We start from the raw sequence: 24,668 nt of genomic DNA on the forward strand, positions 1-24,668 counted from the left end.
ACTCCTCTATCACCGGTCGCTTATATAAGCGACCGGTGATACTTTTGCCGCATGCACGCCTTCGATGTGCTCGGGGACCCCGTGCGCCGCCGCATCCTGGAACTGCTCGCCGAGGGCGAGCAGCCCGCGGGCACGGTCAGTGACGTGGTCCGGCGCGAGTTCGGCATAACGCAGCCCGCGGTCTCCCGGCATCTCAAGGTGCTGCGGGAGAACGGATTCGCGACGGTACGGCCGGACGGCACCCGACGCCTCTACGCGGTCGACTCCGGGCCGCTGCGGGACATCGACGCCTGGCTCGACCGGTTCCGCCGCTACTGGACCCCCCATCTGGACGCCCTGGCCACCGAGTTGGCCCGCGGCAAGCGCGAGCGCCGGCTCCGCGCGTCCGACGACGACAGCCCCGACCAGTCGAGGAGCACCCCATGATCGACGTGACCCACCAGATCAACTCCGTGAGCCGCACGGTCGGCCGGCGCGACTTCAAGGCGGGCGAGGCCCGCGTGATCACCATCGGCCAGTCCTACGACTCCCCGGTCGAGGACGTCTGGGACGCCTGCACCAACCCCGAGCGCATCCCGCGCTGGTTCCTGCCGGTCACCGGCGACCTGCGGCCGGGCGGCACCTACCAGTTGCAGGGCAACGCGGGCGGCACCGTCGAGCGCTGCGATCCGCCCAACTCCTTCTTCGCCACCTGGGAGTTTGGTGGCGAAGTGAGCTGGATCGAGCTGCGGTTGACACCCGAGGGCGACGGCACGCGCTTCGAGTTGGAGCACATCGCCCATGTCGACGACACGAAGTGGGCCGAGTTCGGGCCCGGCGCGGTGGGCGTCGGCTGGGACTCGATCCTGCTCGGGCTGCACGGCGAGGTGTCGGGCGCCGGGTCCGTGGCGCCCGAGGACGCCATGGCCTGGCTGATGTCCGAGGAGGGCCGCCGCTTCGTCACGGCGAGCAGCGAGGCGTGGTTCGCGGCGAACGTGGCGAGCGGCGAGGAGAAGTCGGTGGCCCGAGAGGCGGCCGACCGGACCACGGCCGCCTATACGGGCGAGGGGAGTTGAGACGCGTGCGGGCCGAAGCGCTGACCCGGGGCCGATCACCGTTGTAGCGTGCGCGCTGGACGCCACGGTGATCGGAGCCAGGGATGAGTGACGGCGGCGGGACGGTGCTGGTGACCGGTGGCAGCGGATTCGTCGGCAGCCACCTGGTCCGGCGACTGCTGGAGCGCGGCTACCGCGTGCACACCACCGTGCGCTCCCTCGGCAACGAGGCGAAGGTCGCGCCCCTGCTCGCCCTGCGGGACCAACTCCCGGGCACGCTGGAGCTGTTCGAGGCCGACCTGCTGACGGACGGCTCCTTCGACGCGGCGATGGAAGGCTGCCGTGTCGTCTTCCACGTCGCCTCGCCGTTCCTGATGCCGGAGAAGATCAAGGACGGGCGGAAGGACGTCGTCGACCCCGCCCTCACCGGCACCCGGAACGTCCTCGCCGGCATCGAACGCACCCCCACCGTCGAGAAGCTGGTGTTCACCTCGACGGTCGGCGCGATCTTCGGCGACTACGCCGACGTACGGCACATGAAGGACGGCATCCTCTCCGAGGACTACGTCAACACCACCAGCACGGTCGAGAACAATCCGTACCACTACGCGAAGACGGTCGCCGAGAGCGCCGCCTGGGACGCCCAGCAGGCGCAGTCCCGCTGGCGCATGGTCTCCGTCAACCCCGGCCTGATCCTGGGGCCTTCCCTCACCCCGGCGTCCGACTCCGGCAGCCTCTTCCTCCTCGACGAACTGTTCAAGGGCTACTTCTTCTACGGGGCACCCGACTTCAGCTTCACCGTCGCCGACGTACGGGAGGTCGCCGACGCGCACATCGCGGCGGCCGAGAACTCCGAGGCGCACGGCCGGTACATCGTCGCGGACGCCCGGATGGCGTCCTTCCTCGACATGTCCCGCGCCCTGCGGAAGCACTTCCCGCGCGAGCACCGGCTGCCCCGGCACGGCCTGCCGCACTGGCCGGTGCGCGTGCTCGGTCCGGCGTTCGGGCTCACCCAGGACTACATCCGCAAGCACCTCGGGATCAGGTTCGCCGTCGACAACCGGCGCGGCATCGAGGAACTGGGCATCACCTACCGGCCGTTGGAGGAGACACTCCTCGACCACTACGTGGCCTGGCGGGAGTCGAGGAAGGCCCGCTGACCGGCGCCGGTCCCCGCCCGTTCACCCCGCGGACCGTTCAAGGCTCTTGACCGGTCCGGACCGCAGACGCTTGGGTGTGGCCCGATCACCCTGTTCGTGTCATGAGCCTGACCACACTCAACCGAAGGGCACCCATGAGAACCCCCCACGCCCTGCTCGCCCTCACCGCCGCGCTGGCCGCCGTCGTCGCCGCTCCACCGGCCGGAGCCGCCGACGCCGTCCCGGCCGCCGGCACCTACTACGTCCACAGCGCCACCACCGGGCTCAACGCGGCCGACAAGGGGGGAGCGGTGGAGCAGCACAATCCCAAGGGCAACGAGGACCACCAGCAGTGGAACCTCCGCACGAGCGGATCCTCGTACGTCCTGGAGAGCACCGACACGGCCGGCAGCTGTCTGGGCCGCTCGGGCGGCCAGGCCAGGACCGTCTCCTGCACCAGCACCGACGCCGCCTGGCAGATCACCCCCGTCGGCGGCGACGCGTACACGCTCAAGGCCCCGGGTGCGGACAGCTACCTGACCGTCGGCGCCAAGCCCTCCGGTGCCAACTACCCGGCTCAGCTGGCCATCGGCTCCTCCGGCGACCTCGCCTCCTGGTACCTCACGCCGATCACCTCACCCACCCGTCCGATGCCGTCCGAGGACCAACGCACCCTGGACCAGGTCACGTTCCTCACCGCCCACAACGCCTACGCCAACGGCGTCGACGGCGGATTCGCCCCGCCCTTCGTGAACTTCTTCCCGAACCAGTCACGCGGCATCAACCAGCAACTCTCCGACGGCGTCAGGGGGTTCATGCTGGACATCCACCAGACCCCCGACGGCGCGATCCTCTGCCACGACAGCTGCACCCTGGTCAGCCGCCCCGTCGCCCTGAACGTCGACCTCCAGCGCATGGTCGACTTCCTCAAGGTGCACCCCGACCAGTTCGTCACCGTATTCCTTGAGGACTACGTCGACCCGGGCGTCCTGCGAAGCGAACTCGCCCGCGTCAACGGCCTGTACGACCTGCTGTACCGCCCCGACCAGACCGGCGTGCGACAGAACGGCTGGCCGAAGATGGCCGACCTGATCGCCGCCAACCGCCGTCTGCTGATCTTCACCGACCACAGCCGCGCCTCCGACGAGTCCGCCGGACTCACCCGGGACAGCTTCGGCGTGATGTACCAGCGGGACTGGACCGTCGAGAACTACTGGTCCATGGGCTCCGGCGCCGGCTCCTCCGACTGGTCCTGCTACAGCCGCTGGTACGGCAGCGACCTCAACGTCCCGCTGACACAGACCTATCCGGGGTTCCGCCCGCTGTTCGTCATGAACCACTTCCGTGACGCGACCATCGGCGGGACCGCCCAGACCGACAACACCAAGGTCCTCGACCGGACCCAGCGGTTCTGCCAGCCGGCCGCGCGCAAGAAGCCCACCTTCCTCGCCGTGGACCGCTACGACCTCGGCAACCCGGCCGCCGCGGTCAACTCCCTGAACACCTACACGTATCCGTAAAGTGCGGGCGGCCGTGCGGCCGGGGTGTGCGAAACTCCGCTGATGACATCGGAGAAGATCACCGCAGCCGCCTCCGGCACCTGGACACTCGGCGACCTGCCCGTCAGCCGCATCGGCTTCGGCGCGATGCGACTGACGGGCAGCGCAGCCTTCAACTTCGGGACACCGAGCGACCGCGACCGGTCGATCGCCGTGCTGCGCAGGGCGATCGAGCTCGGTGTGAACCACATCGACACGGCCGCCTTCTACTTCTCGTCCCTCCGGTCGGCCAACGAACTCATCAACTCCGCGCTCGCCCCCTACGCCGACGACCTCGTGATCGCCACCAAGGTCGGCCCCTTCCGGAACTACTCGGGGGAGTGGAGCACCTCGGCCCGCCCCGACGACCTGCGCGGCCATGTCGAGGAGAACCTGCGGCAGTTGGGCCGCGACCACCTCGACGTGGTCTATCTCCGCCGGATGGGACAGGACTCCATCGCCGAGTACTTCGGGGCCCTCGCCCGACTCCGCGAGGAAGGCCTGATCCGGCACCTCGCGATCTCCGACGTCGAGCCGCGCCACCTGGCCGAGGCGCAGGAGATCGCCCCGGTGGTGAGCGTGCAGAACCGGTTCGGGCTCGACTCGTCCGGCCCCGAGGCGGACGAGATGCTGCGGATCTGCGGCGAACAGGGCATCGCCTTCGTGCCGTTCTTCGCCATCGCGGGCGACGCCGGGCCGCAGGGCGCGACCACCGCCCACGACGACGAGGTCCTCGCCGTCGCGACGGCGCACGACGCCAGCCCCGCACAGATCCGCCTCGCCTGGTCCCTCGCCCAGGGCCCGCACGTCCTCGCCATCCCCGGCACGGGCAACCCCGACCACCTCACGGAGAACGTGGCTACGGGCGCGATCCGCCTGACGGACGAGGAACTGACCAGGCTCAACGAGGTGCACGCAAAGGCAGGTTGAGGTGCGGTGGCGGGGTTCTTGTCCGGGGGCTCAGGCCGGCCAGGTCCCGTCGCTCATGAGGTGACGCCGCGGCAGCTCGCGCTGCTCGTGCCGCGCCTGCACGGCCAGCGGTCGCCGGGTCCGCCGCCCGTCGCCGAGATTGCGGCCGGTGGGATGCGTGGCCCGGGTGGCCAGCCAGACGCATGCCCCGTCCCACAGGAACCACAGCGGCACCAGGCCGGTGGTCCTCATGCCGGGGACGGTACCCGGGGCGCGGGCGCGGCACCTCGGGCCGAAGGCGTAGGACCTTTGGCCCGAGGTGCCGCGCCCGCGTGGTGGGTCAGCCCAGTTGCTCGTGGAGGAACGGCACCGTGCTCGCCCAGGCGCGGGCGGCGGAGTCGGCGTCGTAGACCGGGCGGCCGTCGTTGAAGAAGGCGTGGTTCGCCGGGTAGACGCGCAGGTCCGGGGTGATGCCGGACTGTTCCTGGATGTGCTTGGCGAGGGCGTCGAGGCCGGAGACCGGGATGCTCTCGTCCAACTCGCCGTAGTGGCCCTGGATGCGCGCCTTCAGGTGGGAGAAGTCGGGCAGTTCGCCCTGGATCACGCCGTAGAACGGGACCGCGGCGCTGACGCGCGGGTCGGCCGCGGCGAGGTACAGGACGAAGCCGCCGCCCATGCAGAAGCCGACCGCGCCGACCGTGTCCGAGGTGACCTCGGGGAGGGACAGCAGGTGGTCGACCGCGCCGGAGAGCAGTTCGACACCCCGGGCGACCGGCAGGGCCAGCATCATGCGCAGGGCTTCGTCGCTCTCGTGCGCCACGTTGCCGCCGTAGAGGTCGGGGGCGAACGCGACGAAGCCCTCCTGCGCGAGCCGGTCGGCCACGTCGGCGATGTGGTCGGTCAGACCCCACCACTCCTGGATGACGATCACGCCGGGCCCGCTCCCGGACGGCGGCAGCGCGAGATAGCCGTGGGCGGTGCCCCCGGCGCTGGGGAAGGTGACGTTCTGACGGGCCGGTGCTCCGGTCGACTTCGGCAGCTCGGAGGACATGAGGCTCAACTCCTGTACGGCGATGCGTGGCGCGGGCGTGGTCGGGCCGGGGCCCGACACGATCTCCAGCGTGTCATGGCCGGAGGGACGAGGGGCGGCCCGGGCCCCCTTGGGGGATGGGCGGCGGCTGTCCGGTGCGGGTCCGTCATCCGGTGCCGGTCCGCTGTCCGGAGCGGACCGGTGGCGGGTTCGTCCGCTCGTCCATGCGGACCACCCGTCCCGCGGCCACCTTCTGGAACAGGCCGTACGCCAGGACCGGGAGCAAGATGTGGGGGCGGTCGGGGAGGGTCGTCGTGATCAGTACCGCGCTCGCGCTGCTGTTGTTCATGCCGCAGGCCAGCGTCACCGAGGCGCCGGCGCGCGCGTCGAGGCGGAGGGCCCGCGCGGCTGCCCGGCCCAGCGTGAAGGACAGTCCGCACACCGTCGCGGCGATGCCGAGCGCGGCCAGCAGGAGGACCGGGCGCGGGTGGCGCAGGAAGGGGCCCAGCACCCCGCTGGCGTTGACGTACGTCAGCAGGAGGGACGCGGGGAGCGCTGCCGGGACGGCGATGCCCGCGAGACCGGTCAGCGCGCGCTGGGGAAGCGCGAGCCGGCACAGGATGCCCGCCGCGCAGGGCAGCACGACCGAGGTCAGGGCGAAGGCGTTTCCGGCCGAGTGGGCGGCGACGGCGAGTCTGCCCGCGTAGTCGCCCCGGAGCAGCGGGCAGAGGGCGGCCAGGGTGAGCGGGACGGTCAGCGGGCTGACGAGGGTGGAGGCGAGCACCAGGCCCACCGCCGTGGGCTGGTCGCCGTCGCCCTTCGCCGTCCAGACCGTCGCCCCGGCCGCCACCGGCATCGCGACGACGAGGATCATCGCGGCGACCATGCCGCTGCCGCCGTCGTGGTCCGGTGACAGCCGCAGCGCGAGGGCGACCCCCGGGACGATCAGCAGCGGCACCAGGATGTGCAGGGCGAGGCCCGTGAGCAGGGCGGCCGGGCGCCGCACCAGCAGCCGCAGTTCACGCAGCGGGACCTGGAGGCCGGCGCCGAAGAGGACCAGGGCGAGGAGCAACTGCGGTGTGCGCAGGGACAGTTCGGCGATGCCCGTCGGGTGCGGGTGGCGCAGCCACAGGCCGGGGGCTGGCAGCACGGCCGCGGCGACGTACGTCAGGGCGACGGCTCGGCCCAGGTGGCGGCGGAGCAGGGCGAGCAGGTGGGGTACGGGGGGAATCCTGGCGGGCCTGGGACACATCGGGGCGCTCTTCCGTCGTGGGAACTGGGCGGAGACGGAGCGCCGGTATCGCGTGCGGACTCGTCGACACGCGCGAGGGGAGGAGTGTGCGGAGCCCTGCGGTCATCGTCGACGGTGCCTTCCATAATGGGCGGGTGGGAGTGGACAGGAGTGGGCACACGGGTGCGGTGACGAGACGGCACCCGGGTGACTACAATTCTGTAGACGGTCTACTGAACTGTAGACGAGGAAGGGGTGAGGATCGTTCCCATGGCCGATGCGAAGGATGAACGCCGACCGGCGGGTGAGCTGGAGGCCAGCGTCATGGCCGCCCTCTGGGCCGCCGGTGACCCGCAGACGCCCGGTGAGGTGCAGCTGAGCCTCGACACGGGCCTGGCCCGCACCACGGTGACGACGATCCTGACCCGGCTGCACGACAAGGGCGTGGTGCAGCGGCGGCGGCAGGGGCGGGGATACGCCTACTTTCCGGTGCAGGACGCGCAGGGACTCACCGCCCTCCGTATGCACACCGAACTCGACCGGGACGGAGACCGGGAGACGGTGCTGGCCCGGTTCGTCGCGCAGCTGAGCCCCGACGACGAGCGGGTGCTGCGGGATCTCCTGGAGTCCGGCGAGGAGTGACCGCCCACTGACGCCCCGCCGCCCTCGTTCCGGGAGGCGGGCTTCTTGCGTGTCCACGCTCCACCGGTCGCCGGTCGCCGGTCGCCGGTCGCGTGGGGCGCCCGTCTGCGGTCATCGGGACCGGTCGCCGTGGCCGACGCGAAACCCCGGCCGGCATCCGCCGTGCCCCGCCCTCACCTCTAGCCGGAGCCCCGGGGAATCCGACTGGCGCCCAACGGGTTTTACGTATAACCTCACCCGTCAATCCCCTCGCCCGGAACCCCGCACGGAGACGCCCGATGAGTCGTATCGCCCTGGTCACCCTCGTCGTGGACGACTACGACGAGGCGATCCGCTTCTACGTCGACGCTCTCGGCTTCCGGCTGGACGAGGACGAGGCGCGTCCCGACGGCTCGCGGTGGGTCGTCGTGGTGCCGCCCGGTGCGGACGAGGGCGGCACCGGACTGCTGCTCGCCCGGGCCAAGGGCGAGGCGCAGGGCGCCAGGGTCGGCGACCAGACCGGTGGCCGGGTCGGGTTCTTCCTGCACACCGACGACTTCGGCCGCGACCACGCCCGGATGCTCGCCGCGGGCGTGACCTTCCTGGAGGAGCCGCGGCACGAGCCGTACGGTTCCGTCGCCGTGTTCCAGGACCTGTACGGCAACCGCTGGGATCTGCTCCAGCCCGCCGCCTGAGCCCCGGCTCCCGCCGACCTCCGCTCACCGAACGACGACCGAGGAATCCCCGCACATGTCATCTACGCGCATAGACGCCGACACTCTCCGCCGACTCCCCAAGGCCGTGCTGCACGACCACCTCGACGGCGGCCTGCGGCCCGCCACCGTGGTGGAGCTCGCGGCGGCGGTCGGGCACACGCTGCCCACCACCGACCCGGACGAGCTGGCCGCCTGGTACTTCGACGCGGCCAACTCCGGTGACCTGGTGCGCTACATCGCGACCTTCGAGCACACCCTCGCCGTGATGCAGAACCGCGAGGGCCTGCTGCGCACCGCCGAGGAGTACGTCCTCGACCTGGCCGCCGACGGTGTCGTCTACGGCGAGGTGCGCTACGCCCCCGAGCTGAACACCAACGGCGGCCTCGCGCTCGCCGAGGTCGTCGAGACCGTGCAGGAGGGCCTCGCGGCCGGTATGGCCAAGGCCGCGGCGGCGGGCACGCCGGTGCAGGTGCGGACGCTGCTGTGCGGGATGCGGATGTTCGACCGGGTCGCCGAGGCGGCCGACCTCGCGGTGGCGTTCCGCGACGCCGGTGTCGTCGGCTTCGACATCGCCGGTGCCGAGGACGGGTTCCCGCCCGCCGACCACCTCGCCGCGTTCGAGCACCTGCGCCGCGAGAGCGTCCCGTTCACGATCCACGCCGGTGAGGCGCACGGCCTGCCCAGCATCCACCAGGCCCTCCAGGTGTGCGGAGCCCAGCGCATCGGCCATGGCGTCCGCATCACCGAGGACATCGTCGACGGCAAGCTCGGCCGGCTGGCGGGCTGGGTCCGGGACCGCCGGATCGCCCTGGAGATGTGCCCGACCTCCAACCTCCAGACGGGCGCGGCCACGTCGATCGCCGAACACCCCATCACCGCCCTGAAGGACCTCGGCTTCCGCGTCACCCTCAACACCGACAACCGCCTGGTGTCCGGGACGACGATGACCCGCGAGATGTCCCTGCTGGTCGAGGAGGCCGGCTGGACGGCCGAGGACCTGCGCACCGTCACGGTGAACGCCCTCAAGAGCGCGTTCATCCCGTACGACGAGCGCAAGGCCCTCATCGAGGACGTCGTCCTGCCGGGTTACGCCTCCGCGCTCTGAAGCAGCCCGCGCACATAGGCGGCCTGTCCGGCGTGTTCCAGATCGTCGGACAGGACGCTGACCAGCCGGACGCCCAGGGTGACCGGCGGGTCCCAGCGTTCGTCCACGATCCGGTCGTAGTCCTCCGCCGTCAGCCCGCGCAGGTACGCCAGCGTCTGGTCGTGCACGGCGTCGTAGTACCCGGTGAGCTGCCCGGCCGACTCGACCCGCACCTTGCCGACCTGCGCGGCGGTGTGGCCGTACCCGGTGTCCTCGGCCGGCAGGGCGAGGCCGAAGCGCTTCTCCCAGCCCTGGGCCAGCCAGACCTGGTCGAGTCCCGCGGCCTCGCCGACGTGGTCGTCCTGGACCCGGGTGAGATGCCAGACCAGCCAGGCGACGGAGTTGGCGTCGGCGGCGGGGCGGGCGTGCAGCTGGTCGGGGGTGAGGCCGTCGACCGCCGCGTGGACTTCTTCCCGGATGCGGCCGTACGCGTCGATGAGGATGTCGTTGGCATGCATACGACCACCTTCGCGCATCGCCGTCCGTCATGCGGCCGGAGTGTCGGTTTCCAGGATCGTCATCAGGGCGCGGGCCGCGGGACTGGTCGCCTGCGGGGGCGGCAGCAGCGCCACCGTCTCGTAGACCTCCTCGCCGGTGCCCTTGAGGGGGAGCGCGGTGAGGGGCTCGCGTTTGTGGCGGAAGTGCTGGGGGGCCACCGCGATGCCGAGGTTCTCGTCGATCAGGTCGAGGAGGCTGTGCACGTCGTTGACCTCCAGCGCGACCGTCCGCCGTACGCCCGCCGCGGCGAACACGGCGTCGGTGGTGCGGCGCGAGGCCCAGTCCGGGTGGAAGTCGACGAAGACCTCGCCGCCGAGGTCGTCCGGAGTGACCGCCGCACCGGTCCTCGCGAGCCGGTGGCTGGGATGGCACAGCACGGTCATCGGCTCGCTGGTGAGGGACACCGAGCGCAGCTGGTCGGTGTCCGCCTGGGTGCGGTAGGCGAAGGCCAGGTCGAGGCGTCCGGCCGCGACCTCCTCCGCCAGCGCGCCCGAGCCCGCCTGCCGCAGCCGGATCTCCACATCGGGGTGACGGCGCCGGAACGCGGCCAGCAGCCCCGCCACGTGCACTCCGGCGATGCACTGCTCGGTGCCCAGCGACAGCGTGCCGCGCAGCACGCCCTGCACCGCGGCCACCGCCTCGTGCGCCGAGCGCACCTGGGCCAGGATGCGTTCCGCCTCGCCGAGCAGGGCCCGGCCCGCCTCCGTGAGCGTGACCCGGCGGGTGGTGCGCACGAACAGCGGGGTCTGCAACTCCCGTTCCAGGGCCCGGATCGAGGCCGAGAGCCCGGACTGGGACACCATCAGCCGCTCGGCCGCACGGGTGAAGTGCTGGTCCTCGGCGACGGCGATGAAATGCTGGAGATGACGCAGTTCCATGATTGAGAAGCGTAACCGCTGAATTCCATCGGATTCTTCTGTTGGACCACTGCCCGCAGGTCACGACAGAGTGGGCGGTGGTTCCCTGGAACCGGTATCCCGTGTGCCAACCCCTCTGGAGTCGCGTTGTACACCGCCCACCCCGACCGCTACGCGGACCTGCCCTACCGGCGCACCGGACGCAGCGGTCTGAAGCTGCCCGCGATCTCGCTCGGCCTGTGGCACAACTTCGGGCCCGACCGCCCGGTCGACACCCAGCGCGCCATCCTGCGCCGCGCCTTCGACCTCGGCGTCACCCACTTCGACCTCGCCAACAACTACGGCCCGCCCCCCGGCGCCGCCGAGTCCGCGCTCGGCGAGGCGCTCAAGGCGGACTTCGGGTCGTACCGCGACGAGCTGGTGATCTCCACCAAGGCCGGCTACCTGATGTGGCCCGGCCCGTACGGCGAGTGGGGTTCGCGCAAGTACGTGCTGTCCTCGCTGGACCAGAGCCTCAGCCGCATGGGCCTGGACTACGTCGACATCTTCTACTCGCACCGCCCCGACCCGGAGACTCCCCTGGAGGAGACGATGGGCGCCCTGCACTCTGCGGTCCAGCAGGGCAAGGCGCTCTACGTCGGCATCTCCAACTACTCGGCGGAGCAGACCCGCGAGGCCGCCCGCATCCTCGGCGAGCTGGGCACCCCGCTCCTCATCCACCAGCCCCGCTACTCGATGCTCGACCGGCGCCCCGAGGACGAGGGACTGCTCGACGCCCTGGACGAGCTGCAGGTCGGCTCCATCGTCTTCTCCCCGCTGGAGCAGGGGCTGCTCAGCTCCCGCTACCTCGACGGCATCCCGGAGGACTCCCGGGCGGCGAGCGACAGCCCGTTCCTGAACTCGGACGCCCTCACCGAGGACCTGGTCGGACAGCTGCGCGCCCTGAACGAGATCGCCAAGGGGCGCGGTCAGACCCTCGCCCAGCTCGCGCTGGCCTGGGTGCTGCGCGGCGGCCGGGTGACCTCCGCGCTGGTCGGCGCGAGCAGCGCGCAGCAGATCGAGGACAGCGTCGCGGCCACCCGCAACCTGGACTTCGACGCCGACGAGCTGGCCCGCATCGACGCGATCATCAAGCCGTAGGGCACCGCACGGCCGTCAGGCCGTGAGCCGCTCGCTGACCTCCCAGAGGCGGGCCGCCGCGTCCGGGTCCACGGCGCGGGACAGCACCCCGGGGGTGGTGTCCCCGTCGGCCCAGGCGGCCTCGTCCTCGGGAGCGAGCAGTGGGCTGATGTCGACGTTCTCGCAGTAGACCCCGCCGAGACCGTCGAGCTGCGGGCTGGTCGCGCACCAGACGGTGGTGGCCGCGCCCTGCCGCACGGTCTTCAGCTGGCGCCCGGGGTCGAGGACGGGCCTGCCCTCGGCGTCGAGCGCGCCCGCGGCCCGGAGCGCCGCCGGGTCGAGGTGCCTGGCCAGGCCGGTGTCGATGATCCGGCCCGGGTGCACCGCGAACGCGCGGATGCCCTCGGCCCGGCCGCGCCGGTCCAACTCGACGGCGAACAGCGCGTTGGCCGTCTTGGACTGGCCGTAGGCGAGGAACGGCTCGTACGGCCTGTGCTCGAAGTGCAGGTCGTCGAAGTCGACCCCGGCGAAGCGGATGCCACGCGAGGACAGGACCACGACCCGCGCGCCGTGCGCCGCGACCAGCGCGGGCCACAGCCCGGTGGTCAGTCGGAAGTGCCCGAGGTGGTTGGCGGCGAACTGCGCCTCGTGGCCGCGCGCGTCCCGCGCCAACGGGGTCGCCATGATCCCGGCGTTGTTCACGAGGATGTGCAGCGGGCGCCCGGAGGCCAGGAACTCTCCGACGAAGGTGTCGACGGACGCCGGGTCCAGCAGGTCCATGGACGCGACCTCGGTCCCGGGAAGGTCCGCGACAGCGGCCCGGGCCCGCTCCACGTCCCGCGCCGGTACGACGATCCGCGCCCCGGCCCCGTGCAGGACGCGGGCCGTCTCCAGGCCGATGCCGGAGTAGCCGCCGGTGACGATCGCGACCTTGCCGGTCAGGTCGACGCCCTTGATCACCTCCTCGGCGGTGGTCGAGGCGCCGAAGCCGGAATGCAGGGGCTGCTGTGCGGTGGTCACGTCTGCTCTCTCCCTCGTCTGCTTGAGCTGGTGGGACCACCGTAGGTCGGCCGATCCGTACGACGAATACTTGAGAGTCCGCATTACTTGCGTGATAGTTCGAGCATGACCGCGGATTCCTTCTCCGATCCTCTCGTCGGCCCTCTCGCTGATCCCCTCGCGGACCCACTCTCCGACGCCCTCGCCGTCGCCGACGCCCGCGGTGTGTTCTCCGGCGGGTTCACGGCCGGCGGCGACTGGGCGATCCAGCTGCGCGGTCGGGACCGGCTGAAGGTGAACGCCGTGGTGCGGGGCGGCTGTCTGCTGGTCCGGGACGGCGGTGAGCCGCTGCGGCTCACCGAGGGGGACGTCGTCATCTCCGACGGCGGGCAGCCGTACACCCTGTGCAGCCGGCCCGGCGTCGCGCCGACCGACTCCGCGGACGTCGTCATGGACCCGGACACCCGGATGGGCCGCCTCGGGCAGGGCGACGCGGTGGACGTGGTCTGCGTGTCCGGGCACATCGACCTGAGCCGGGACCGCGGGGACCTGCTGCGGCGGGCGCTGCCGGAGCTGGTGCACGTGCGGGCGGACTCGCCCGAGGCGGGTGTACTGCGCTGGCTCATCGGGCAGTTGACGGCCGAGATGCGCACCCGAGGGCCCGGGGTCGAGTTCGTGTCGGCGCAGCTCGCGCAGCTGATCTTCGTGCAGGTGCTGCGGGTCTGTCTGACCGACGCGGACGGGCTGCCGCCCGGCTGGCTGCGCGCCCTCGCCGACGAGCGCCTCGCCCCCGCGCTGCGCCTGATGCACGGCGACCCGGCCCACCCGTGGCGGCTGGAGGAGCTGGCCCGGGCAGCCGCGATGTCCCGCACCACGTTCGCCGTACGGTTCAGGGAGGCGGCGGGTGTGCCGCCCCTGACGTATCTGCTGAACTGGCGGATGAGCCTCGCCGCCCGGGCGCTCCGCCAGGACACGGCCCCGGTGGGCGCGCTCGCCCGCTCCGTCGGCTACACCTCGGAGAGCGCCTTCAGCAACGCTTTCAAGCGGGCGGTCGGGGTGGCGCCGAGGCGGTATCGCGACGAGGCCCTGGCTAGGAGCTGAGGCGTTCTTCGAGGTGCACGGTGACCTGATCGCCCGCCTCTTTGCCGAGGGCCTTTCGAAGATCGGCTTTCACGGGGAGTTTGTGCGTGCCGTCGCCGAGCGCCATGAACGAACTGCGGAAAGGGTGTCCGTCCATCGTGCCGCGGACCTTGACCAGACCGCGGGTGCCGAAGAACGCGACGGAGTCGGGCCAGACGAGATAGGTCCAGCCGCCGTCGTTCGGGCTTTTGATCAACGCGGCGGTGAATTCCTCGTTCAAAGGGGTGCCGGTGCTCATGGGATCCTCCGCTCGGGGGGTCTGCCGAAAAGGAGACCGCCCCGAGCGCGAGAAGTCATCGCCGGCGCGGGCGCTCGTCCTCAGGCCCCCGCGGGCACCCGGTCGAGGAAACCGAGCACGGAGCGGATACGGCCGTCCTCGTCCAGGGTGATCACGTCGAACCCGGCGACGGGCGCCGAGCCCTCCCCGGAGGCGCTGTCCCCGGCCCCGCTCACCAGCTCCCAGGCGAAGCGCGCGGTGTCGTGGTGCCCGTCGACGGTCCCCAGCGGACGGAAGACGAATCCCGGGAACTGTGCGTGCGCCCCGGCGATCAGCTCCGCGATCTCGCTGTGGCCGGTGACCGCCGCCAGCGGGTCGGTGTAGGTACCCTCGACGGACCAGGCGGCGGCGACCGCCTTCGCCAGCGCCTCCGGGTCGCCCGCGTTCCAGGCCTCGAAGTAGCGGGCGACGGCGTTCTCGTGTCGATCGGTGGTCGCGGACATGGTGAATCAGCCTCCAGCGAGGTCGTCGGTACTGGTCAGGACCCGGATCCGGCTTCCTGCCGGCCCGGTGCCCTTACCTTGCCGGGGACCGTGCGGGACGTCGATTACCCCTCAGGTAATGACGGCGGATGACCACCGCAAAAGGGGTCCCGAAGATTTTCGGCCAAACAAGGCGGTGAATATGCCAAGAGAGTGGCTAAAAAGTCGTGGTGACAGTGTTTCGGGAGTGAACATACTCGACAGCTAGGGCATCACTACACGAGGCAAAGCCGCCATCGTGCGCACCACTTGAGCCACCCGAGCCGCCATCAGAGCCGCATGGAAAGCGAGGCCCGACCGGCAATCGAGACACGCGACGGGGGAGTGATCGTGCACGACGAATTCCTGTGCCATGTCACCGCGTACGGTACCTGCGGCGGACAGCGCGTCGGGGTGCCTCTGGGAACCTACCGCGCCCCGACCCTGGCGCTCGCGCTGTGGTGGTTACGGGACCGCGCGGTGTGGATGGCCGACCGGCTCGACCCCCAACCGGAGAACCCGCGCTTCCCCAGGGGCGCCCTGGTGCCGGTCGCCGACACGGCCCCCGACGTGCCCCGCGCGTTACGCGTCTGGTCCCGCGATGTCGGTCAACAGGAGCAGGTCGCCTACGAGTTGGCGGCCGGACGGCTGGTCCAGATCGCCATCAGCGACGAGACCACCGAGTACGAACTCCTCGCCGAGTCGGTCGACGCCCTCAGGATGCAGCGGACCGTTCCGGCACTCGTCGTCCCTGTCGCCTGACACGTGTCGACCACCGCGCACCCCTGACCGTTGACCGGGCGCACACGTGGTCGAATCGGTAGAATTCGGTGTATGTCAGAGCGGCCGATGGTGCCGACCGCGCCCGAACTCCTCCTGGAGACGGAATCGGGCTCCACGGTCATGACCCCGGGCCGCGACTACCACGTCGGCCGCGATCCGCTCAGCGACATCGTCATCGACGACGCCCGCGTCTCCTGGCACCACGCGGTCCTGCGGCCCGACGCCGACCACTGGACGCTGGAGGACGAGCACAGCACGAACGGCACCTACGCCGACGGCCGCCGCATCCAGGAGTGGGACGTCGGCCCCGGCAGCGTGATCCGCTTCGGCAACCCGGCCGACGGCCCCCGCGTCGTCCTCGCCGACCGCCCCGCCCCGGCACCGGAACGCCCCTCGGCGGTCTCCATGCCGGCCTTCACCGGCACCTACCGGCAGCCGACCACCGTACGACCGCTGCCGAGCCGTACCGTCCGCATCGGCCGGGCCGCCGACAACGACCTCGTCGTGGACGACCTCGTCGTCTCCCGCCGCCACGCCGAACTGCGGGCCGGACCCGACGGGACGTACGAGATCGTCGACCTCGGCAGCCACAACGGCACCTACCTCAACGGCCAGCCCGTCGCCCGCGCCCCGGTCGGGCCCGGTGACATCGTCGGCATCGGACACTCCGCGTTCTGCCTCGTCGGCGACCAGCTCCAGGAGTACGTCGACACCGGAGAGGTCTCCCTCGACGTGCAGGACCTCACCGTCGCCGTCGACCGGGGCCGCAAGGTGCTGATCGACCAGGTGTCGTTCCCGGTCGGCGAGAAGTGCCTGCTCGCCGTGGTCGGACCCAGCGGCGCCGGAAAGTCCACCCTCCTCAACGCGCTCACCGGCCAGCGCCCCGCCGACCGCGGCACCGTCCTCTACGACGGCCGCGACCTCTACCGCGACTACGCCGAACTGCGCCAGCGCATCGGCCTGGTCCCGCAGGACGACATCCTGCACGCCCAGCTCACCGTGCGCAGCGCCCTCTCGTACGCGGCCGAGCTGCGCTTCCCCGAGGACACCGCCAAGGCCGAACGCCGGGCCCGGGTGGACGAGGTCATCCGCGAACTCGGCCTCGAACAGCGCGCCGCGCAGCCCGTGCACAGCCTCTCCGGCGGGCAGCGCAAGCGCGTCAGCGTGGCCCTGGAACTGCTGACCAAGCCGTCGCTGCTGTTCCTCGACGAACCGACCTCCGGGCTCGACCCCGGCATGGACCGCTCGGTGATGCACATGCTGCGCGGCCTCGCCGACGACGGCCGTACCGTCATCGTCGTCACCCACAGCGTCCTGAGCCTCGACGTCTGCGACCGGCTGCTGGTGCTCGCGCCCGGCGGCAAGGTCGCCTACTACGGGCCGCCCGACGACGCCCTCGCCTACTTCGGCTTCGCGCACTGGCCGGAGGCCTTCGAAGCCTTCGAGCGGGACCGGGACCGGGACTGGGCCGGGGAGTTCAGGGAGTCGCCGTTCCGGCGCCAGTACGTCGTCAACTCCACCGCGCAGCCGCACCGGTCGGGCTCGGGCCCGGTCGCCGCGGCCCCGCCGCCGCCCAGACCCCGCAGCCGCCGCGCCCAGCTCGGCACGCTCGTCCGCCGCTACACCGCGGCCCTCGGCGCCGACCGGACCTTCCTCGTCATCATGGTCGCCCTGCCGTTCGTCATGGGCGCGATGGCCCGCGCGCTGGCCGGCAGTCAGCTGACCCGGGACACGGCGATGAACGCCCTGCTCATCCTCTGCGTCGGCGGCGTGCTCACCGGCGCGGCCAACGCCGTCCGCGAACTCGTCAAGGAACGCGCGATCTACCGGCGCGAGAGAGCCGTCGGCCTCTCCAGATCGGCCTACCTGCTCTCCAAGGTCGTCGTCCTGGGCGCGATCACCGTGGCACAGGCCGTGGTGCTCACCCTGGTCGGACTGTTCGGCGTCGACCTCGACGCGCCCGGCGGCAAAGGGGTGTTGATGCCACCCTTGATCGAAATCACCGTCGCCGTCGCCCTGTTGGCGTTCACCGCGATGATGCTCGGCCTGCTCGTCTCCGCGCTGGTGCGCAAGGAGGAGGTGACGATGCCGCTGCTCGTGCTGCTCGCCATCGTCCAAGTGGTCTTCTGCGGCGCCCTGTTGAAGCTGCACGGCGTGCCGGGACTGGAACAGCTGTCCTGGCTGGTCCCCTCGCGCTGGGCGCTCGGCGGGATGGCCGGCACCATCGGGCTGGCCCGGATCGTGCCGGGCGAGCTGACCGCCGACCCGATGTTCCGGCACTCGGCCGGGGTGTGGCTGCTCAACATGGGCATGCTGCTCGTGCTGTCGCTGCTCTTCGGCTTCCTGGTCTCCCGGCTGCTGCGGCGGCACGAACCCGCCGTGATGCGGAAATAGGGGCCGCCGCGATGTCGATCCCGCCTCCCGGCTTCCGGCCCACCCATGTCGTCCCCGAGCACGGGATGCCCGCCTGGGAGGCACCGGACCCCGCCCGCCCCACCGTGCCGCTCGACGCGCTGCTCCCCGTGCAGCTGCTGGAGCGGCGCGGCGACTGGGCCCACGCCCTGTGCTCCAACGGCTGGTCCGCCTGGGTCGACGGCCGCCACCTCATCTCCGTCGCCCACGACCCGCCGGCCGCCCGCGGCCCCCTCACCCGCACCGCCGACCCGCGCCCGCTGCTCGCCCGCGCCGAACAGGCCCTCGCCCGCTACCGCGCCGCCGTCGAGGACCTCGCGGGCGGCGGCCTCGACGGCGCCACGTTCCAGGCCCGCACCAAGGGCCTGCGGATCGGTGTGGTCGTCGACGGCGAGTCCGTCTGGCTCTACGACGCCGACCACGAACGCTGGGTCCACACCGACGGGACCCGCCTCAGCACCTACGCCTCCGACGACGCACCGCGCGCCGAACCGGCCGACCCCGGCCACGCCCCCACCCAGGTCGTGAGCACCGATGGCCCGTGACGCGAGCCTCTTCTCCGGGCGGCCCTCCGAGCTGATCGGGCAGCAGATCGCCGGATACCGCATCGAGGACGAGATCGGGCGCGGCGGCATGGCGGTCGTCTACCGCGCCCACGACCTGCGCCTCGACCGCACCGTCGCGCTCAAGCTGCTCGCCCCCGAACTAGCCCGCAACGACACGTTCCGCAAACGCTTCACCCACGAGTCCCGGGTCGCCGCCGCGATCGACCATCCGCACATCGTCCCGGTCTTCGAGGCGGGCGAGACGGACGGCGTCCTGTACATCGCGATGCGCTATGTCTCCGGCAGCGACCTGCGTCATCTCCTGGACCGGGAAGGGCCGTTGGACCTTCCGACGGTCGCACGCGTCATCGGGCAGGTCGCCTCCGCGCTGGACGCGGCGCACGAACACGGGCTCGTCCACCGGGACGTGAAGCCCGGCAACATCCTCGTGGCGCGCGGCACCGACAGCGACCATCCCGAGCACGTCTACCTCACCGACTTCGGGCTGACGAAGAAGTCGCTGTCACTGACCGGGTTCACGACGGTCGGGCAGTTCGTCGGGACGCTCGACTACGTGGCCCCCGAGCAGATCTCGGGGCGGCCGGTCGACGGGCGGTGCGATGTGTACGGGCTCGCCTGTGTCGCCTACGAGACGCTCGCGGGCCGGCCGCCGTTCCGGCGCGATGACGACATGGCGCTGTTGTGGGCGCACCAGTACGACATGCCTCCGGCGGTGAGCGAGGGGCGGGTGGGGTTGCCGGGGTTTGTCGACGGGGTCTTCGCGAAGGCGTTGGCCAAGAGTCCTGATGATCGGTACGTGTCGTGTCTCGCGTTCGTGGCGGCGTTGCGTGGGGGTGAGGGCGGGGGTGAGGTCGGGCATGCGGCGACCGAGGTGGATCTGCGGGTGGGCGGGGGGTCTTCGGGTGAGGGGCCGCCCGCGTTGCCTCGGTGGGCCGAGCCGGTGTTCAGGGTGCGTGAGTGACGTTCTTCGGGTGCGGGCCGGTGGGGGCTGGTCGCGCAGTTCCCCGCGCCCCTAGGGGGTGTCGGTCGGCGAGTTGGGTGGTGCGCGTTTCTAGGGGGTGTTGACCGGCTCGGTGAGAGGTGTGCCTCTTCTGTGGATCGGCTTGGCCAGTTGGGCGCCCAGGAAGCCCGTCACCAGGCCCCAGAGGGCGGCCAGGCCCACCGCCGACCAGATCTCAGGCTTCAGGAACAGGTCTCCTGACAGGTTGCCGCCGACGTCGCCGATGCCGAGGAGGGAGAGGCCGTAGTGGGCGGAGACGCGGCCGATCAGGCAGATCATGAGGACCGCGAGGGCGAGGGCGATCGCCAGGTGGACCGCGTGCTGCCAGGCGCGGACGTGGGACGGGGAACGCGCGGCCATCAGGAACGCGGTGGCCAGGAGCAGGACCGCGTCCAGGACCAGCAGCCACCACACACGGCCGTCGAGGGCGGCGAGGGTGCGCAGGTTCAGGGTGGAGACGTCGGGGGTGCGCAGGACCTCGTCGAGGAGGTGGGGGACGGGGAGGCCGAAGGGGCCGTCGACGCGGCCGTTCCAGGTGGCGCCCAGGCCGAGGGTGAGGGCCAGCCAGACGAGGTTCGGCATGCCGAGCAGGATCAGGGCGAAGGTCTGGGTGACGTTGCCCCGGGTCGCCGCCGTGACGAGGGCCAGGACGACGCCGAGTGCCACGTAGGCCAGCAGCAGGGCCACCACCGCGTACGCGGCCGGGCGTACCGCCGTGTGGAAGCGGAGCAGGCGCGTGGGGAGCGGCGCGCCGGGTGACACCAGGAGCGCGAGGACCAGGACCCCGGCCAGCCACAGCAGGCCGTAGAGGACGGTCTGCGGTACGTCCGTCTCGAAGCCGACCTCGGGGGAGGCGCCGAGCAGGTCGCCGATGTCGCCGAGGGTGCCGCTGCCGAGGGAGATCGAGAACTTCTGGCGCGCGCCCAGCGCCAGCCCGATCAGGCCGAGCAGCCACAGGACGGCGATGCGGGCGGCCCAGCCGACGAGTTCCGCGGCCGAGGCGACCGCGCGGTGGCGCAGGGGCCGGAGGAAGCCCGCGGCGGTGGTCAGGGCGCCGGCGAGGGTCACCGAGAGGGGGACGGCGGTCAGGCCCGCCGCGGTGTCGGCCAGGGAGCCGGCGTTCCCGGAGAGTCTCAGGGTGCCGCCGACCGCCGCCACCACCGTCGCCGTGACGACCCGGGGGAACGCGCCGTCCGGGAGGTCCGCCGCGCCCGCCGCCCAGAGGCCCAGCGCGGCGACCACGCCCATGGTGAGCAGTCCGGCCAGCACCGTGCCGAGTGCCTGGAGCCAGCCGTGGCGGGCCACTGCCCGGTCGGAGGGGGTTCGGGGGGTCACACGGTCACGCTAAGCAGCGGCCGGGGAGCGCGCCCGCCGGGAGGGCCGTCCGCGTCGGCTTGCGGGCGGGCCGGGACCCGAGCACACAATGGGTTCGTTGTGGACAAAAGGTCGCTTTTCGGTACGAGTGGCCTTGCAGCCCGCGTCGGGAAGAAGAGCTCGTGAGCGTCGAACCTCCGTCTTCAGGCCGCCCCACCGGACCGCCCTCCGGCCCGCTGTCGGGACCCTCCCAGCCGCCTTCGGGCCCGCCCTCGCAGCCCTCGGGCGGCGGCGGTGCCGGGGCGCCGGAGCCGCACCGGCCCTGGTGGAGGTCGGCGCCGCGCGTCGCGATCCTCACCGCCGTCGTGGTGGCCGCCGTGGTGCTCACGGTCGTCCTCACCCGCTCCGACGGTGGTTCGACCGCGACGGCGAGCAAGGGTGAGGTGTTCCTCCAGGCCGCGGCCAAGACCGGCCCGGACCCGTTCACCGAGTCCACCGCGACCGACAGCTCGGCCCCGCCCGTCACCGAGTCCCCCGCCGCCTCCGAACCGGCGAACGCGGTGCGCGGCGTCGACGGCGGCGCCCCCGGCCTCTACGGCGGCACCCAGAACGTCTCCGCCTGCGACGTCGAGCAGCAGATCAAGGCCCTCCAGGCGGCCCCGGCGAAGAACACGGCGTTCGCGTCCGTCGCCGGTGTCCGGCCCGCCGGAGTCCCCGCCTACCTGCGCTCACTGACCCCCGTACAGCTGCGCCTGGACACCCGGGTCACCAACCACGGCTACCGCGACGGCGCCGCCACCAGCTACCAGGCCGTCCTCCAGGCAGGCACCGCCGTCCTCGTCGACAACCACGGCGTGCCCCGCGTCCGGTGCGCCTGCGGCAACCCGCTGTCGCCGCCCGTCGCCCAGCAGACCACCCCGAAGCGCACCGGCGACACCTGGTCCTCGTACCGCCCCCAGGACGTCGTCGTGGTCACCCCCGCGCCGCAGGTCGTCAACATCTTCGTGATCTACGACCCGCACAACGGCCACTGGTTCGGCCGCCACCACGGCGACACGGGCAAGCACGACCACAGGACCCCGCCGCCGGTGAACCCGGCCAGCCCCTCCGCGAGCGTGTCCCCGTCGACGTCACCGTCCTTGCACTCCCCGTCGGCGTGCGCCTCCACGGCACCCGGAACGCCGGGAACACCCGGCACGTCCCCGAGCCCCTGCCCGCCGTCGTCCAGCGCACCGTCCTCGCCGTCGACGCCCTCCTCCTCGTCGCCGGGTTCGGACACCCCGTCCTCCGAGCCGCCGTCGACGGAGTCCTCGGCCTCCTCCGACGCCTCTGCTCCTTCCGGTCCTTCCGGCCCCTCCGATTCGGCCGCGTCGGACGGGACGACGACGTCCGCCTCGACGGTCAGCGCGCCGGTTTCGTCCGAGTCGATTTCACCGTCACTCTGATCGGGGGGACTGCCGGGCGTGGTGCTGGGTACGAGCACTGATACGACAGCGACCGGCAGAGCCGCATTCCGAGAGAGACACGCATGATCGACCACCGGGACGGGGTAGTGATACCGACTCGTTTCGACGTGCCCGTGGAACCGCTGCGGCGGGCGGCGCACTACACCGGCGAACCGGGCTGCATCTCAGCGGCCCGCCACTTCACGCACCAGTTCCTCGAACAGCTCAGAACCGAGTGGTGCGCCACGATCGACGACCGATCCGACGGCGAACTGCTCCTGCTGGTCAGCGAGTTGGTCACCAACGCGGACCGGCACAGCAACGGCCCGTACATCCTGGAGCTGGAGGGCACGGACACCTCGGTGACGGTGTCCGTCTGCGACAGCAGCGTCGCCCTGCCCCGGCTCTTCGCCCGCGACCCCGAGCGCATCGGCCGGCACGGCCTGGAGATCGTCCACGCCCTGGCCACGCAGGTGACCGTCGAGCGGGTACCGGTCGGCAAGCGGGTGCGCGCCGTCGTCCACCTGAGGGGCGAGGAACGCTAGGCGCTCACACCCGGGTGGCCGTGATCAGCTCGTGCAGATAGCGCTTGGTGACCCGGCCGCCGTGCCGCGTCTCCAGCAGCTCCCGCAGACAGGCCAGCAGGCCCCGGCGCGCGGGCTCGGCCAGCGCGAGATGGCCCGAGTAGGTCAGCAGGACGTCGAGATACTCGTCCGTCGTGTACGTGATCTCCCGCGCCCCGCGCCACACCGTGACGTCCCGGAAGTGCGCGGAACGCTCGAACTCCCCGGTGTCCGTCGCCGTCTCGTCCTCGGTGGGCATCCGCAGACCGGGCGGAGTCGCCGGGTCCCAGCGTTCGTAGCAGGCCTGCATCCGGTCGAAGAACTCCCGTGTGCCGCCCGCCACATGGTGTGTCGTGACGACCGCGAGCCGCCCGCCGGGTCGCAGCGCGGACGCCGCCTTCGCGAGGAACAGGCCGGGATCGAACCAGTGGTAGGCCGTCGCGATCACCACCAGGTCGAACGGCTCCCGCGGTAGCTCCCACCGCTCGAAGTCCGCGACCTGCACGTCCACGCGCGGGAACGCGTCCAGATTCCGCCGGGCCACCGCGGCGAGCGAAGGGCCGAGCTCCACGGCGGTCAGCCGGCACCCGAACCCGGCGAGCGGGACGGTGAGCTGGCCGGTGCCGGGAGCGACCTCCAGGACCCGGCTGCCGGGGCCGAGGTCCGCCGCGCGGGCCAGCTCCTCGACCAGCGGGCGCGGATACCGGGGCCTGGCCCGGTCGTAGCGCTCGGCCGCCCCGTCGAACGTGTCGCGCAGCACCGTTCCCGCACCCTTCACCTCGGTGATTCCACCCAGGGCAGAATGCTCACCCCTTCCCCTGACGTCCAGCGCTTCTAGTCTGGGAGGGTGACCGATCAAGCGCCGAACCAAGCCCGCGTGATCCCCCTGCGCCCGCACGAGCCGGCCCCCCGTCCGCCCGAGCGGCAGGTCCCCGCGCCCAAGGAACCCCTGTGGCGCGACCTGGTGGGTGATGTCCTGCGGCGGGAGCGGCTCGCCCAGGAGCGCACCCTGAAGGACGTCGCCGACGCCGCCCGGATCTCCATGCCGTATCTCTCGGAGGTGGAGCGGGGCCGCAAGGAGGCCTCCTCGGAGGTTCTCGCGGCCGCCGCCCACGCCCTCGGCCTCGACCTCGGCGACCTGCTGTCGCTGGCCCGGGACGAACTGGGCCGGCACCGCAACAGGCGTCAGCGCAGGGCCGGTTCGCCCTACAACGCACAGCTCAGTCTGGTCGCCGCCTGACGGATCGCCGGCTGCCGGACCGGATCGCTCAGGCCCGGACGAGGCGTCGGCTGACGACCTCGTCGGCCAGGCCGTACGCCACGGCCTCCGGCGCGGTGAAGACCTTGTCCCGGTCCATGTCGGCGCGCAGCGTGGCGATGTCGTGGTGCGTGTGCCGGGACAGCACCTCCTCCACCTGGGAGCGGATCCGCACCATCTCCTTGGCCTGGAGCGCGAGATCGGAGACCATGCCGCGCTGCCCGCCGCTCGCGGGCTGCCCGAGCAGCACCCGCGCGTGCTCCAGGACGAATCGCCGCCCCGGGTCCCCGCCGGCCAGCAGCACCGCCGCCGTCGACGCCGCCTGACCGACGCAGAACGTCGAGATCGGGGCCTGGACGTAGGTCATCGTGTCGTAGATCGCCATCAGTGAAGTGAACGATCCGCCGGGCGAGTTGATGTAGATCGCGATCTCGCTCTCCGGCGACGACGACTCCAGATGGAGGAGTTGCGCGATGACGACGTTGGCGACGCCGTCGTCGATGTCGGTGCCGAGGAAGATGATCCGCTCGGACAGCAGCCGGCTGAACACGTCGTAGGAACGCTCGCCGTTCGGAGTGCGCTCGACGACGTTCGGAATCGTGTACGTCCCCATG

Annotated in this window: 28 protein-coding genes; 17 read left to right on the forward strand and 11 right to left on the reverse strand. The window is 71.7% G+C overall.

The window, feature by feature from the left end:
* The first annotated feature begins 51 nt into the window (after positions 1 to 51).
* The 5 genes from ACIPTO_RS29830 to ACIPTO_RS29850 all read left to right on the forward strand — a co-directional run bounded on the left by ACIPTO_RS29830 (position 52) and on the right by ACIPTO_RS29850 (position 4,641).
* Complete coding sequence (locus ACIPTO_RS29830) at positions 52 to 426, forward strand: metalloregulator ArsR/SmtB family transcription factor (protein ID WP_366324983.1); 375 nt, start codon at positions 52 to 54, stop codon at positions 424 to 426.
* Positions 423 to 1,055 carry an SRPBCC family protein gene (locus tag ACIPTO_RS29835; RefSeq protein WP_366324985.1) on the forward strand — a complete coding sequence of 211 codons (633 nt, stop codon included), beginning with the start codon at positions 423 to 425 and terminating at the stop codon, positions 1,053 to 1,055. Before ACIPTO_RS29830 ends, ACIPTO_RS29835 begins: the two co-directional genes overlap by 4 nt.
* 83 nt (positions 1,056 to 1,138) lie before the next feature.
* Positions 1,139 to 2,194 (forward strand): NAD-dependent epimerase/dehydratase family protein, encoded by a 1,056-nt coding sequence (locus ACIPTO_RS29840; RefSeq protein WP_366324987.1) that lies wholly within the window; start codon positions 1,139 to 1,141, stop codon positions 2,192 to 2,194.
* Positions 2,195 to 2,328: 134 nt separating this feature from the next.
* Positions 2,329 to 3,693 carry an RICIN domain-containing protein gene (locus tag ACIPTO_RS29845; RefSeq protein WP_401197222.1) on the forward strand — a complete coding sequence of 455 codons (1,365 nt, stop codon included), beginning with the start codon at positions 2,329 to 2,331 and terminating at the stop codon, positions 3,691 to 3,693.
* A 42-nt stretch (positions 3,694 to 3,735) separates the two neighbouring features.
* On the forward strand, positions 3,736 to 4,641 hold the full coding sequence (locus ACIPTO_RS29850; RefSeq protein WP_401197224.1) for an aldo/keto reductase: 906 nt from the start codon (positions 3,736 to 3,738) through the stop codon (positions 4,639 to 4,641).
* Between the two features lie 30 nt (positions 4,642 to 4,671).
* Here the strand turns inward: ACIPTO_RS29850 and ACIPTO_RS29855 are convergent, their stop codons facing one another.
* The 3 genes from ACIPTO_RS29855 to ACIPTO_RS29865 all read right to left on the reverse strand — a co-directional run bounded on the left by ACIPTO_RS29855 (position 4,672) and on the right by ACIPTO_RS29865 (position 6,902).
* Positions 4,672 to 4,872 carry a hypothetical protein gene (locus tag ACIPTO_RS29855; RefSeq protein ID WP_401197226.1) on the reverse strand — a complete coding sequence of 67 codons (201 nt, stop codon included), beginning with the start codon at positions 4,870 to 4,872 and terminating at the stop codon, positions 4,672 to 4,674.
* A gap of 88 nt (positions 4,873 to 4,960) precedes the next feature.
* Entirely contained in the window at positions 4,961 to 5,671 is a 711-nt protein-coding gene (locus ACIPTO_RS29860; protein WP_366325197.1) for a dienelactone hydrolase family protein, read from the reverse strand.
* Between the two features lie 145 nt (positions 5,672 to 5,816).
* Entirely contained in the window at positions 5,817 to 6,902 is a 1,086-nt protein-coding gene (locus ACIPTO_RS29865; protein WP_401197228.1) for a sodium-dependent transporter, read from the reverse strand.
* Between the two features lie 249 nt (positions 6,903 to 7,151).
* Between ACIPTO_RS29865 and ACIPTO_RS29870 the strand changes: the two genes are divergently transcribed.
* The 3 genes from ACIPTO_RS29870 to ACIPTO_RS29880 all read left to right on the forward strand — a co-directional run bounded on the left by ACIPTO_RS29870 (position 7,152) and on the right by ACIPTO_RS29880 (position 9,323).
* Positions 7,152 to 7,523 carry a BlaI/MecI/CopY family transcriptional regulator gene (locus tag ACIPTO_RS29870; protein ID WP_366324995.1) on the forward strand — a complete coding sequence of 124 codons (372 nt, stop codon included), beginning with the start codon at positions 7,152 to 7,154 and terminating at the stop codon, positions 7,521 to 7,523.
* Positions 7,524 to 7,801: 278 nt separating this feature from the next.
* Positions 7,802 to 8,197: a VOC family protein gene (locus ACIPTO_RS29875; protein ID WP_366324997.1), complete on the forward strand. Its 396-nt coding sequence runs from the start codon at positions 7,802 to 7,804 to the stop codon at positions 8,195 to 8,197.
* A gap of 55 nt (positions 8,198 to 8,252) precedes the next feature.
* A complete protein-coding gene (locus ACIPTO_RS29880; protein ID WP_366324999.1) occupies positions 8,253 to 9,323 on the forward strand; it encodes an adenosine deaminase in 1,071 nt (356 codons plus the stop codon).
* Here the strand turns inward: ACIPTO_RS29880 and ACIPTO_RS29885 are convergent.
* Positions 9,305 to 9,820, reverse strand: coding sequence for a DinB family protein (locus tag ACIPTO_RS29885; RefSeq protein WP_401197231.1), 516 nt, complete (start codon positions 9,818 to 9,820; stop codon positions 9,305 to 9,307). The genes ACIPTO_RS29880 and ACIPTO_RS29885 overlap by 19 nt on opposite strands.
* A 27-nt stretch (positions 9,821 to 9,847) precedes the next feature.
* Entirely contained in the window at positions 9,848 to 10,738 is an 891-nt protein-coding gene (locus tag ACIPTO_RS29890; RefSeq protein ID WP_401197233.1) for a LysR substrate-binding domain-containing protein, read from the reverse strand.
* 126 nt (positions 10,739 to 10,864) lie between these two features.
* Between ACIPTO_RS29890 and mgrA the strand changes: the two genes are divergently transcribed.
* Positions 10,865 to 11,857 (forward strand): L-glyceraldehyde 3-phosphate reductase, encoded by a 993-nt coding sequence (gene mgrA, locus ACIPTO_RS29895; protein ID WP_401197235.1) that lies wholly within the window; start codon positions 10,865 to 10,867, stop codon positions 11,855 to 11,857.
* A gap of 15 nt (positions 11,858 to 11,872) precedes the next feature.
* Here mgrA and ACIPTO_RS29900 read toward each other — a convergent pair whose 3' ends face one another.
* Complete coding sequence (locus tag ACIPTO_RS29900; RefSeq protein ID WP_401197238.1) at positions 11,873 to 12,856, reverse strand: oxidoreductase; 984 nt, start codon at positions 12,854 to 12,856, stop codon at positions 11,873 to 11,875.
* 105 nt (positions 12,857 to 12,961) lie between these two features.
* Here ACIPTO_RS29900 and ACIPTO_RS29905 point away from each other — a divergent pair, with 105 nt between their 5' ends.
* Positions 12,962 to 13,936: an AraC family transcriptional regulator gene (locus ACIPTO_RS29905; protein WP_401197240.1), complete on the forward strand. Its 975-nt coding sequence runs from the start codon at positions 12,962 to 12,964 to the stop codon at positions 13,934 to 13,936.
* Here ACIPTO_RS29905 and ACIPTO_RS29910 read toward each other — a convergent pair.
* A complete protein-coding gene (locus tag ACIPTO_RS29910; protein ID WP_366325010.1) occupies positions 13,926 to 14,213 on the reverse strand; it encodes a DUF1905 domain-containing protein in 288 nt (95 codons plus the stop codon). The two genes, ACIPTO_RS29905 and ACIPTO_RS29910, sit on opposite strands and share 11 nt — an antisense overlap.
* A gap of 80 nt (positions 14,214 to 14,293) precedes the next feature.
* A complete protein-coding gene (locus tag ACIPTO_RS29915; protein ID WP_366325012.1) occupies positions 14,294 to 14,695 on the reverse strand; it encodes a nuclear transport factor 2 family protein in 402 nt (133 codons plus the stop codon).
* Positions 14,696 to 15,064: 369 nt separating this feature from the next.
* Here ACIPTO_RS29915 and ACIPTO_RS29920 point away from each other — a divergent pair, with 369 nt between their 5' ends.
* From ACIPTO_RS29920 to ACIPTO_RS29935, 4 genes are all read left to right on the forward strand, one after another.
* Entirely contained in the window at positions 15,065 to 15,475 is a 411-nt protein-coding gene (locus ACIPTO_RS29920; RefSeq protein ID WP_366325014.1) for a hypothetical protein, read from the forward strand.
* A 72-nt stretch (positions 15,476 to 15,547) separates the two neighbouring features.
* Positions 15,548 to 17,890: an FHA domain-containing protein gene (locus ACIPTO_RS29925; protein ID WP_401197243.1), complete on the forward strand. Its 2,343-nt coding sequence runs from the start codon at positions 15,548 to 15,550 to the stop codon at positions 17,888 to 17,890.
* Positions 17,891 to 17,907: 17 nt separating this feature from the next.
* Positions 17,908 to 18,453 carry a hypothetical protein gene (locus ACIPTO_RS29930; RefSeq protein WP_401197439.1) on the forward strand — a complete coding sequence of 182 codons (546 nt, stop codon included), beginning with the start codon at positions 17,908 to 17,910 and terminating at the stop codon, positions 18,451 to 18,453.
* On the forward strand, positions 18,443 to 19,435 hold the full coding sequence (locus ACIPTO_RS29935; RefSeq protein ID WP_401197245.1) for a serine/threonine-protein kinase: 993 nt from the start codon (positions 18,443 to 18,445) through the stop codon (positions 19,433 to 19,435). The genes ACIPTO_RS29930 and ACIPTO_RS29935 overlap by 11 nt, the downstream gene beginning before the upstream one ends.
* A gap of 90 nt (positions 19,436 to 19,525) precedes the next feature.
* On the opposite strand, the gene ACIPTO_RS29940 is transcribed toward ACIPTO_RS29935, so the two are convergent.
* On the reverse strand, positions 19,526 to 20,809 hold the full coding sequence (locus ACIPTO_RS29940) for a streptophobe family protein (protein WP_401197247.1): 1,284 nt from the start codon (positions 20,807 to 20,809) through the stop codon (positions 19,526 to 19,528).
* 161 nt (positions 20,810 to 20,970) lie between these two features.
* Here ACIPTO_RS29940 and ACIPTO_RS29945 point away from each other — a divergent pair, with 161 nt between their 5' ends.
* Positions 20,971 to 22,233, forward strand: a complete 1,263-nt coding sequence (locus ACIPTO_RS29945; RefSeq protein WP_401197250.1) for a DUF6777 domain-containing protein — start codon at positions 20,971 to 20,973, stop codon at positions 22,231 to 22,233.
* A gap of 83 nt (positions 22,234 to 22,316) precedes the next feature.
* Positions 22,317 to 22,778: an ATP-binding protein gene (locus tag ACIPTO_RS29950; RefSeq protein WP_366325023.1), complete on the forward strand. Its 462-nt coding sequence runs from the start codon at positions 22,317 to 22,319 to the stop codon at positions 22,776 to 22,778.
* Between the two features lie 4 nt (positions 22,779 to 22,782).
* Here the strand turns inward: ACIPTO_RS29950 and ACIPTO_RS29955 are convergent, their stop codons facing one another.
* Positions 22,783 to 23,556: a class I SAM-dependent methyltransferase gene (locus tag ACIPTO_RS29955; RefSeq protein WP_401197252.1), complete on the reverse strand. Its 774-nt coding sequence runs from the start codon at positions 23,554 to 23,556 to the stop codon at positions 22,783 to 22,785.
* A gap of 87 nt (positions 23,557 to 23,643) precedes the next feature.
* On the opposite strand from ACIPTO_RS29955, the gene ACIPTO_RS29960 reads away from it, so the two are divergent.
* Positions 23,644 to 24,036, forward strand: a complete 393-nt coding sequence (locus ACIPTO_RS29960) for a helix-turn-helix transcriptional regulator (protein ID WP_366325027.1) — start codon at positions 23,644 to 23,646, stop codon at positions 24,034 to 24,036.
* A gap of 28 nt (positions 24,037 to 24,064) precedes the next feature.
* On the opposite strand, the gene ACIPTO_RS29965 is transcribed toward ACIPTO_RS29960, so the two are convergent.
* Entirely contained in the window at positions 24,065 to 24,667 is a 603-nt protein-coding gene (locus ACIPTO_RS29965; RefSeq protein WP_366325029.1) for an ATP-dependent Clp protease proteolytic subunit, read from the reverse strand.
* Position 24,668 lies beyond the last annotated feature (1 nt).

This window comes from Streptomyces sp. NPDC090083 (assembly GCF_044747445.1).
Lineage (GTDB): Bacteria > Actinomycetota > Actinomycetes > Streptomycetales > Streptomycetaceae > Streptomyces.

What these genes read in the sequence shown, in the direction of transcription:
- ACIPTO_RS29830 (WP_366324983.1), top strand. Translation starts at nt 52, where the DNA reads ATGCACGCCTTCGATGTGCTCGGGGACCCCGTGCGCCGCCGCATCCTG.
- ACIPTO_RS29835 (WP_366324985.1), top strand. Translation starts at nt 423, where the DNA reads ATGATCGACGTGACCCACCAGATCAACTCCGTGAGCCGCACGGTCGGC.
- ACIPTO_RS29840 (WP_366324987.1), top strand. Translation starts at nt 1,139, where the DNA reads ATGAGTGACGGCGGCGGGACGGTGCTGGTGACCGGTGGCAGCGGATTC.
- ACIPTO_RS29845 (WP_401197222.1), top strand. Translation starts at nt 2,329, where the DNA reads ATGAGAACCCCCCACGCCCTGCTCGCCCTCACCGCCGCGCTGGCCGCC.
- ACIPTO_RS29850 (WP_401197224.1), top strand. Translation starts at nt 3,736, where the DNA reads ATGACATCGGAGAAGATCACCGCAGCCGCCTCCGGCACCTGGACACTC.
- ACIPTO_RS29855 (WP_401197226.1), bottom strand. Translation starts at nt 4,872, where the DNA reads ATGAGGACCACCGGCCTGGTGCCGCTGTGGTTCCTGTGGGACGGGGCA.
- ACIPTO_RS29860 (WP_366325197.1), bottom strand. Translation starts at nt 5,671, where the DNA reads ATGTCCTCCGAGCTGCCGAAGTCGACCGGAGCACCGGCCCGTCAGAAC.
- ACIPTO_RS29865 (WP_401197228.1), bottom strand. Translation starts at nt 6,902, where the DNA reads ATGTGTCCCAGGCCCGCCAGGATTCCCCCCGTACCCCACCTGCTCGCC.
- ACIPTO_RS29870 (WP_366324995.1), top strand. Translation starts at nt 7,152, where the DNA reads ATGGCCGATGCGAAGGATGAACGCCGACCGGCGGGTGAGCTGGAGGCC.
- ACIPTO_RS29875 (WP_366324997.1), top strand. Translation starts at nt 7,802, where the DNA reads ATGAGTCGTATCGCCCTGGTCACCCTCGTCGTGGACGACTACGACGAG.
- ACIPTO_RS29880 (WP_366324999.1), top strand. Translation starts at nt 8,253, where the DNA reads ATGTCATCTACGCGCATAGACGCCGACACTCTCCGCCGACTCCCCAAG.
- ACIPTO_RS29885 (WP_401197231.1), bottom strand. Translation starts at nt 9,820, where the DNA reads ATGCATGCCAACGACATCCTCATCGACGCGTACGGCCGCATCCGGGAA.
- ACIPTO_RS29890 (WP_401197233.1), bottom strand. Translation starts at nt 10,738, where the DNA reads ATGGAACTGCGTCATCTCCAGCATTTCATCGCCGTCGCCGAGGACCAG.
- ACIPTO_RS29905 (WP_401197240.1), top strand. Translation starts at nt 12,962, where the DNA reads ATGACCGCGGATTCCTTCTCCGATCCTCTCGTCGGCCCTCTCGCTGAT.
- ACIPTO_RS29910 (WP_366325010.1), bottom strand. Translation starts at nt 14,213, where the DNA reads ATGAGCACCGGCACCCCTTTGAACGAGGAATTCACCGCCGCGTTGATC.
- ACIPTO_RS29915 (WP_366325012.1), bottom strand. Translation starts at nt 14,695, where the DNA reads ATGTCCGCGACCACCGATCGACACGAGAACGCCGTCGCCCGCTACTTC.
- ACIPTO_RS29925 (WP_401197243.1), top strand. Translation starts at nt 15,548, where the DNA reads ATGTCAGAGCGGCCGATGGTGCCGACCGCGCCCGAACTCCTCCTGGAG.
- ACIPTO_RS29935 (WP_401197245.1), top strand. Translation starts at nt 18,443, where the DNA reads ATGGCCCGTGACGCGAGCCTCTTCTCCGGGCGGCCCTCCGAGCTGATC.
- ACIPTO_RS29950 (WP_366325023.1), top strand. Translation starts at nt 22,317, where the DNA reads ATGATCGACCACCGGGACGGGGTAGTGATACCGACTCGTTTCGACGTG.
- ACIPTO_RS29965 (WP_366325029.1), bottom strand. Translation starts at nt 24,667, where the DNA reads ATGGGGACGTACACGATTCCGAACGTCGTCGAGCGCACTCCGAACGGC.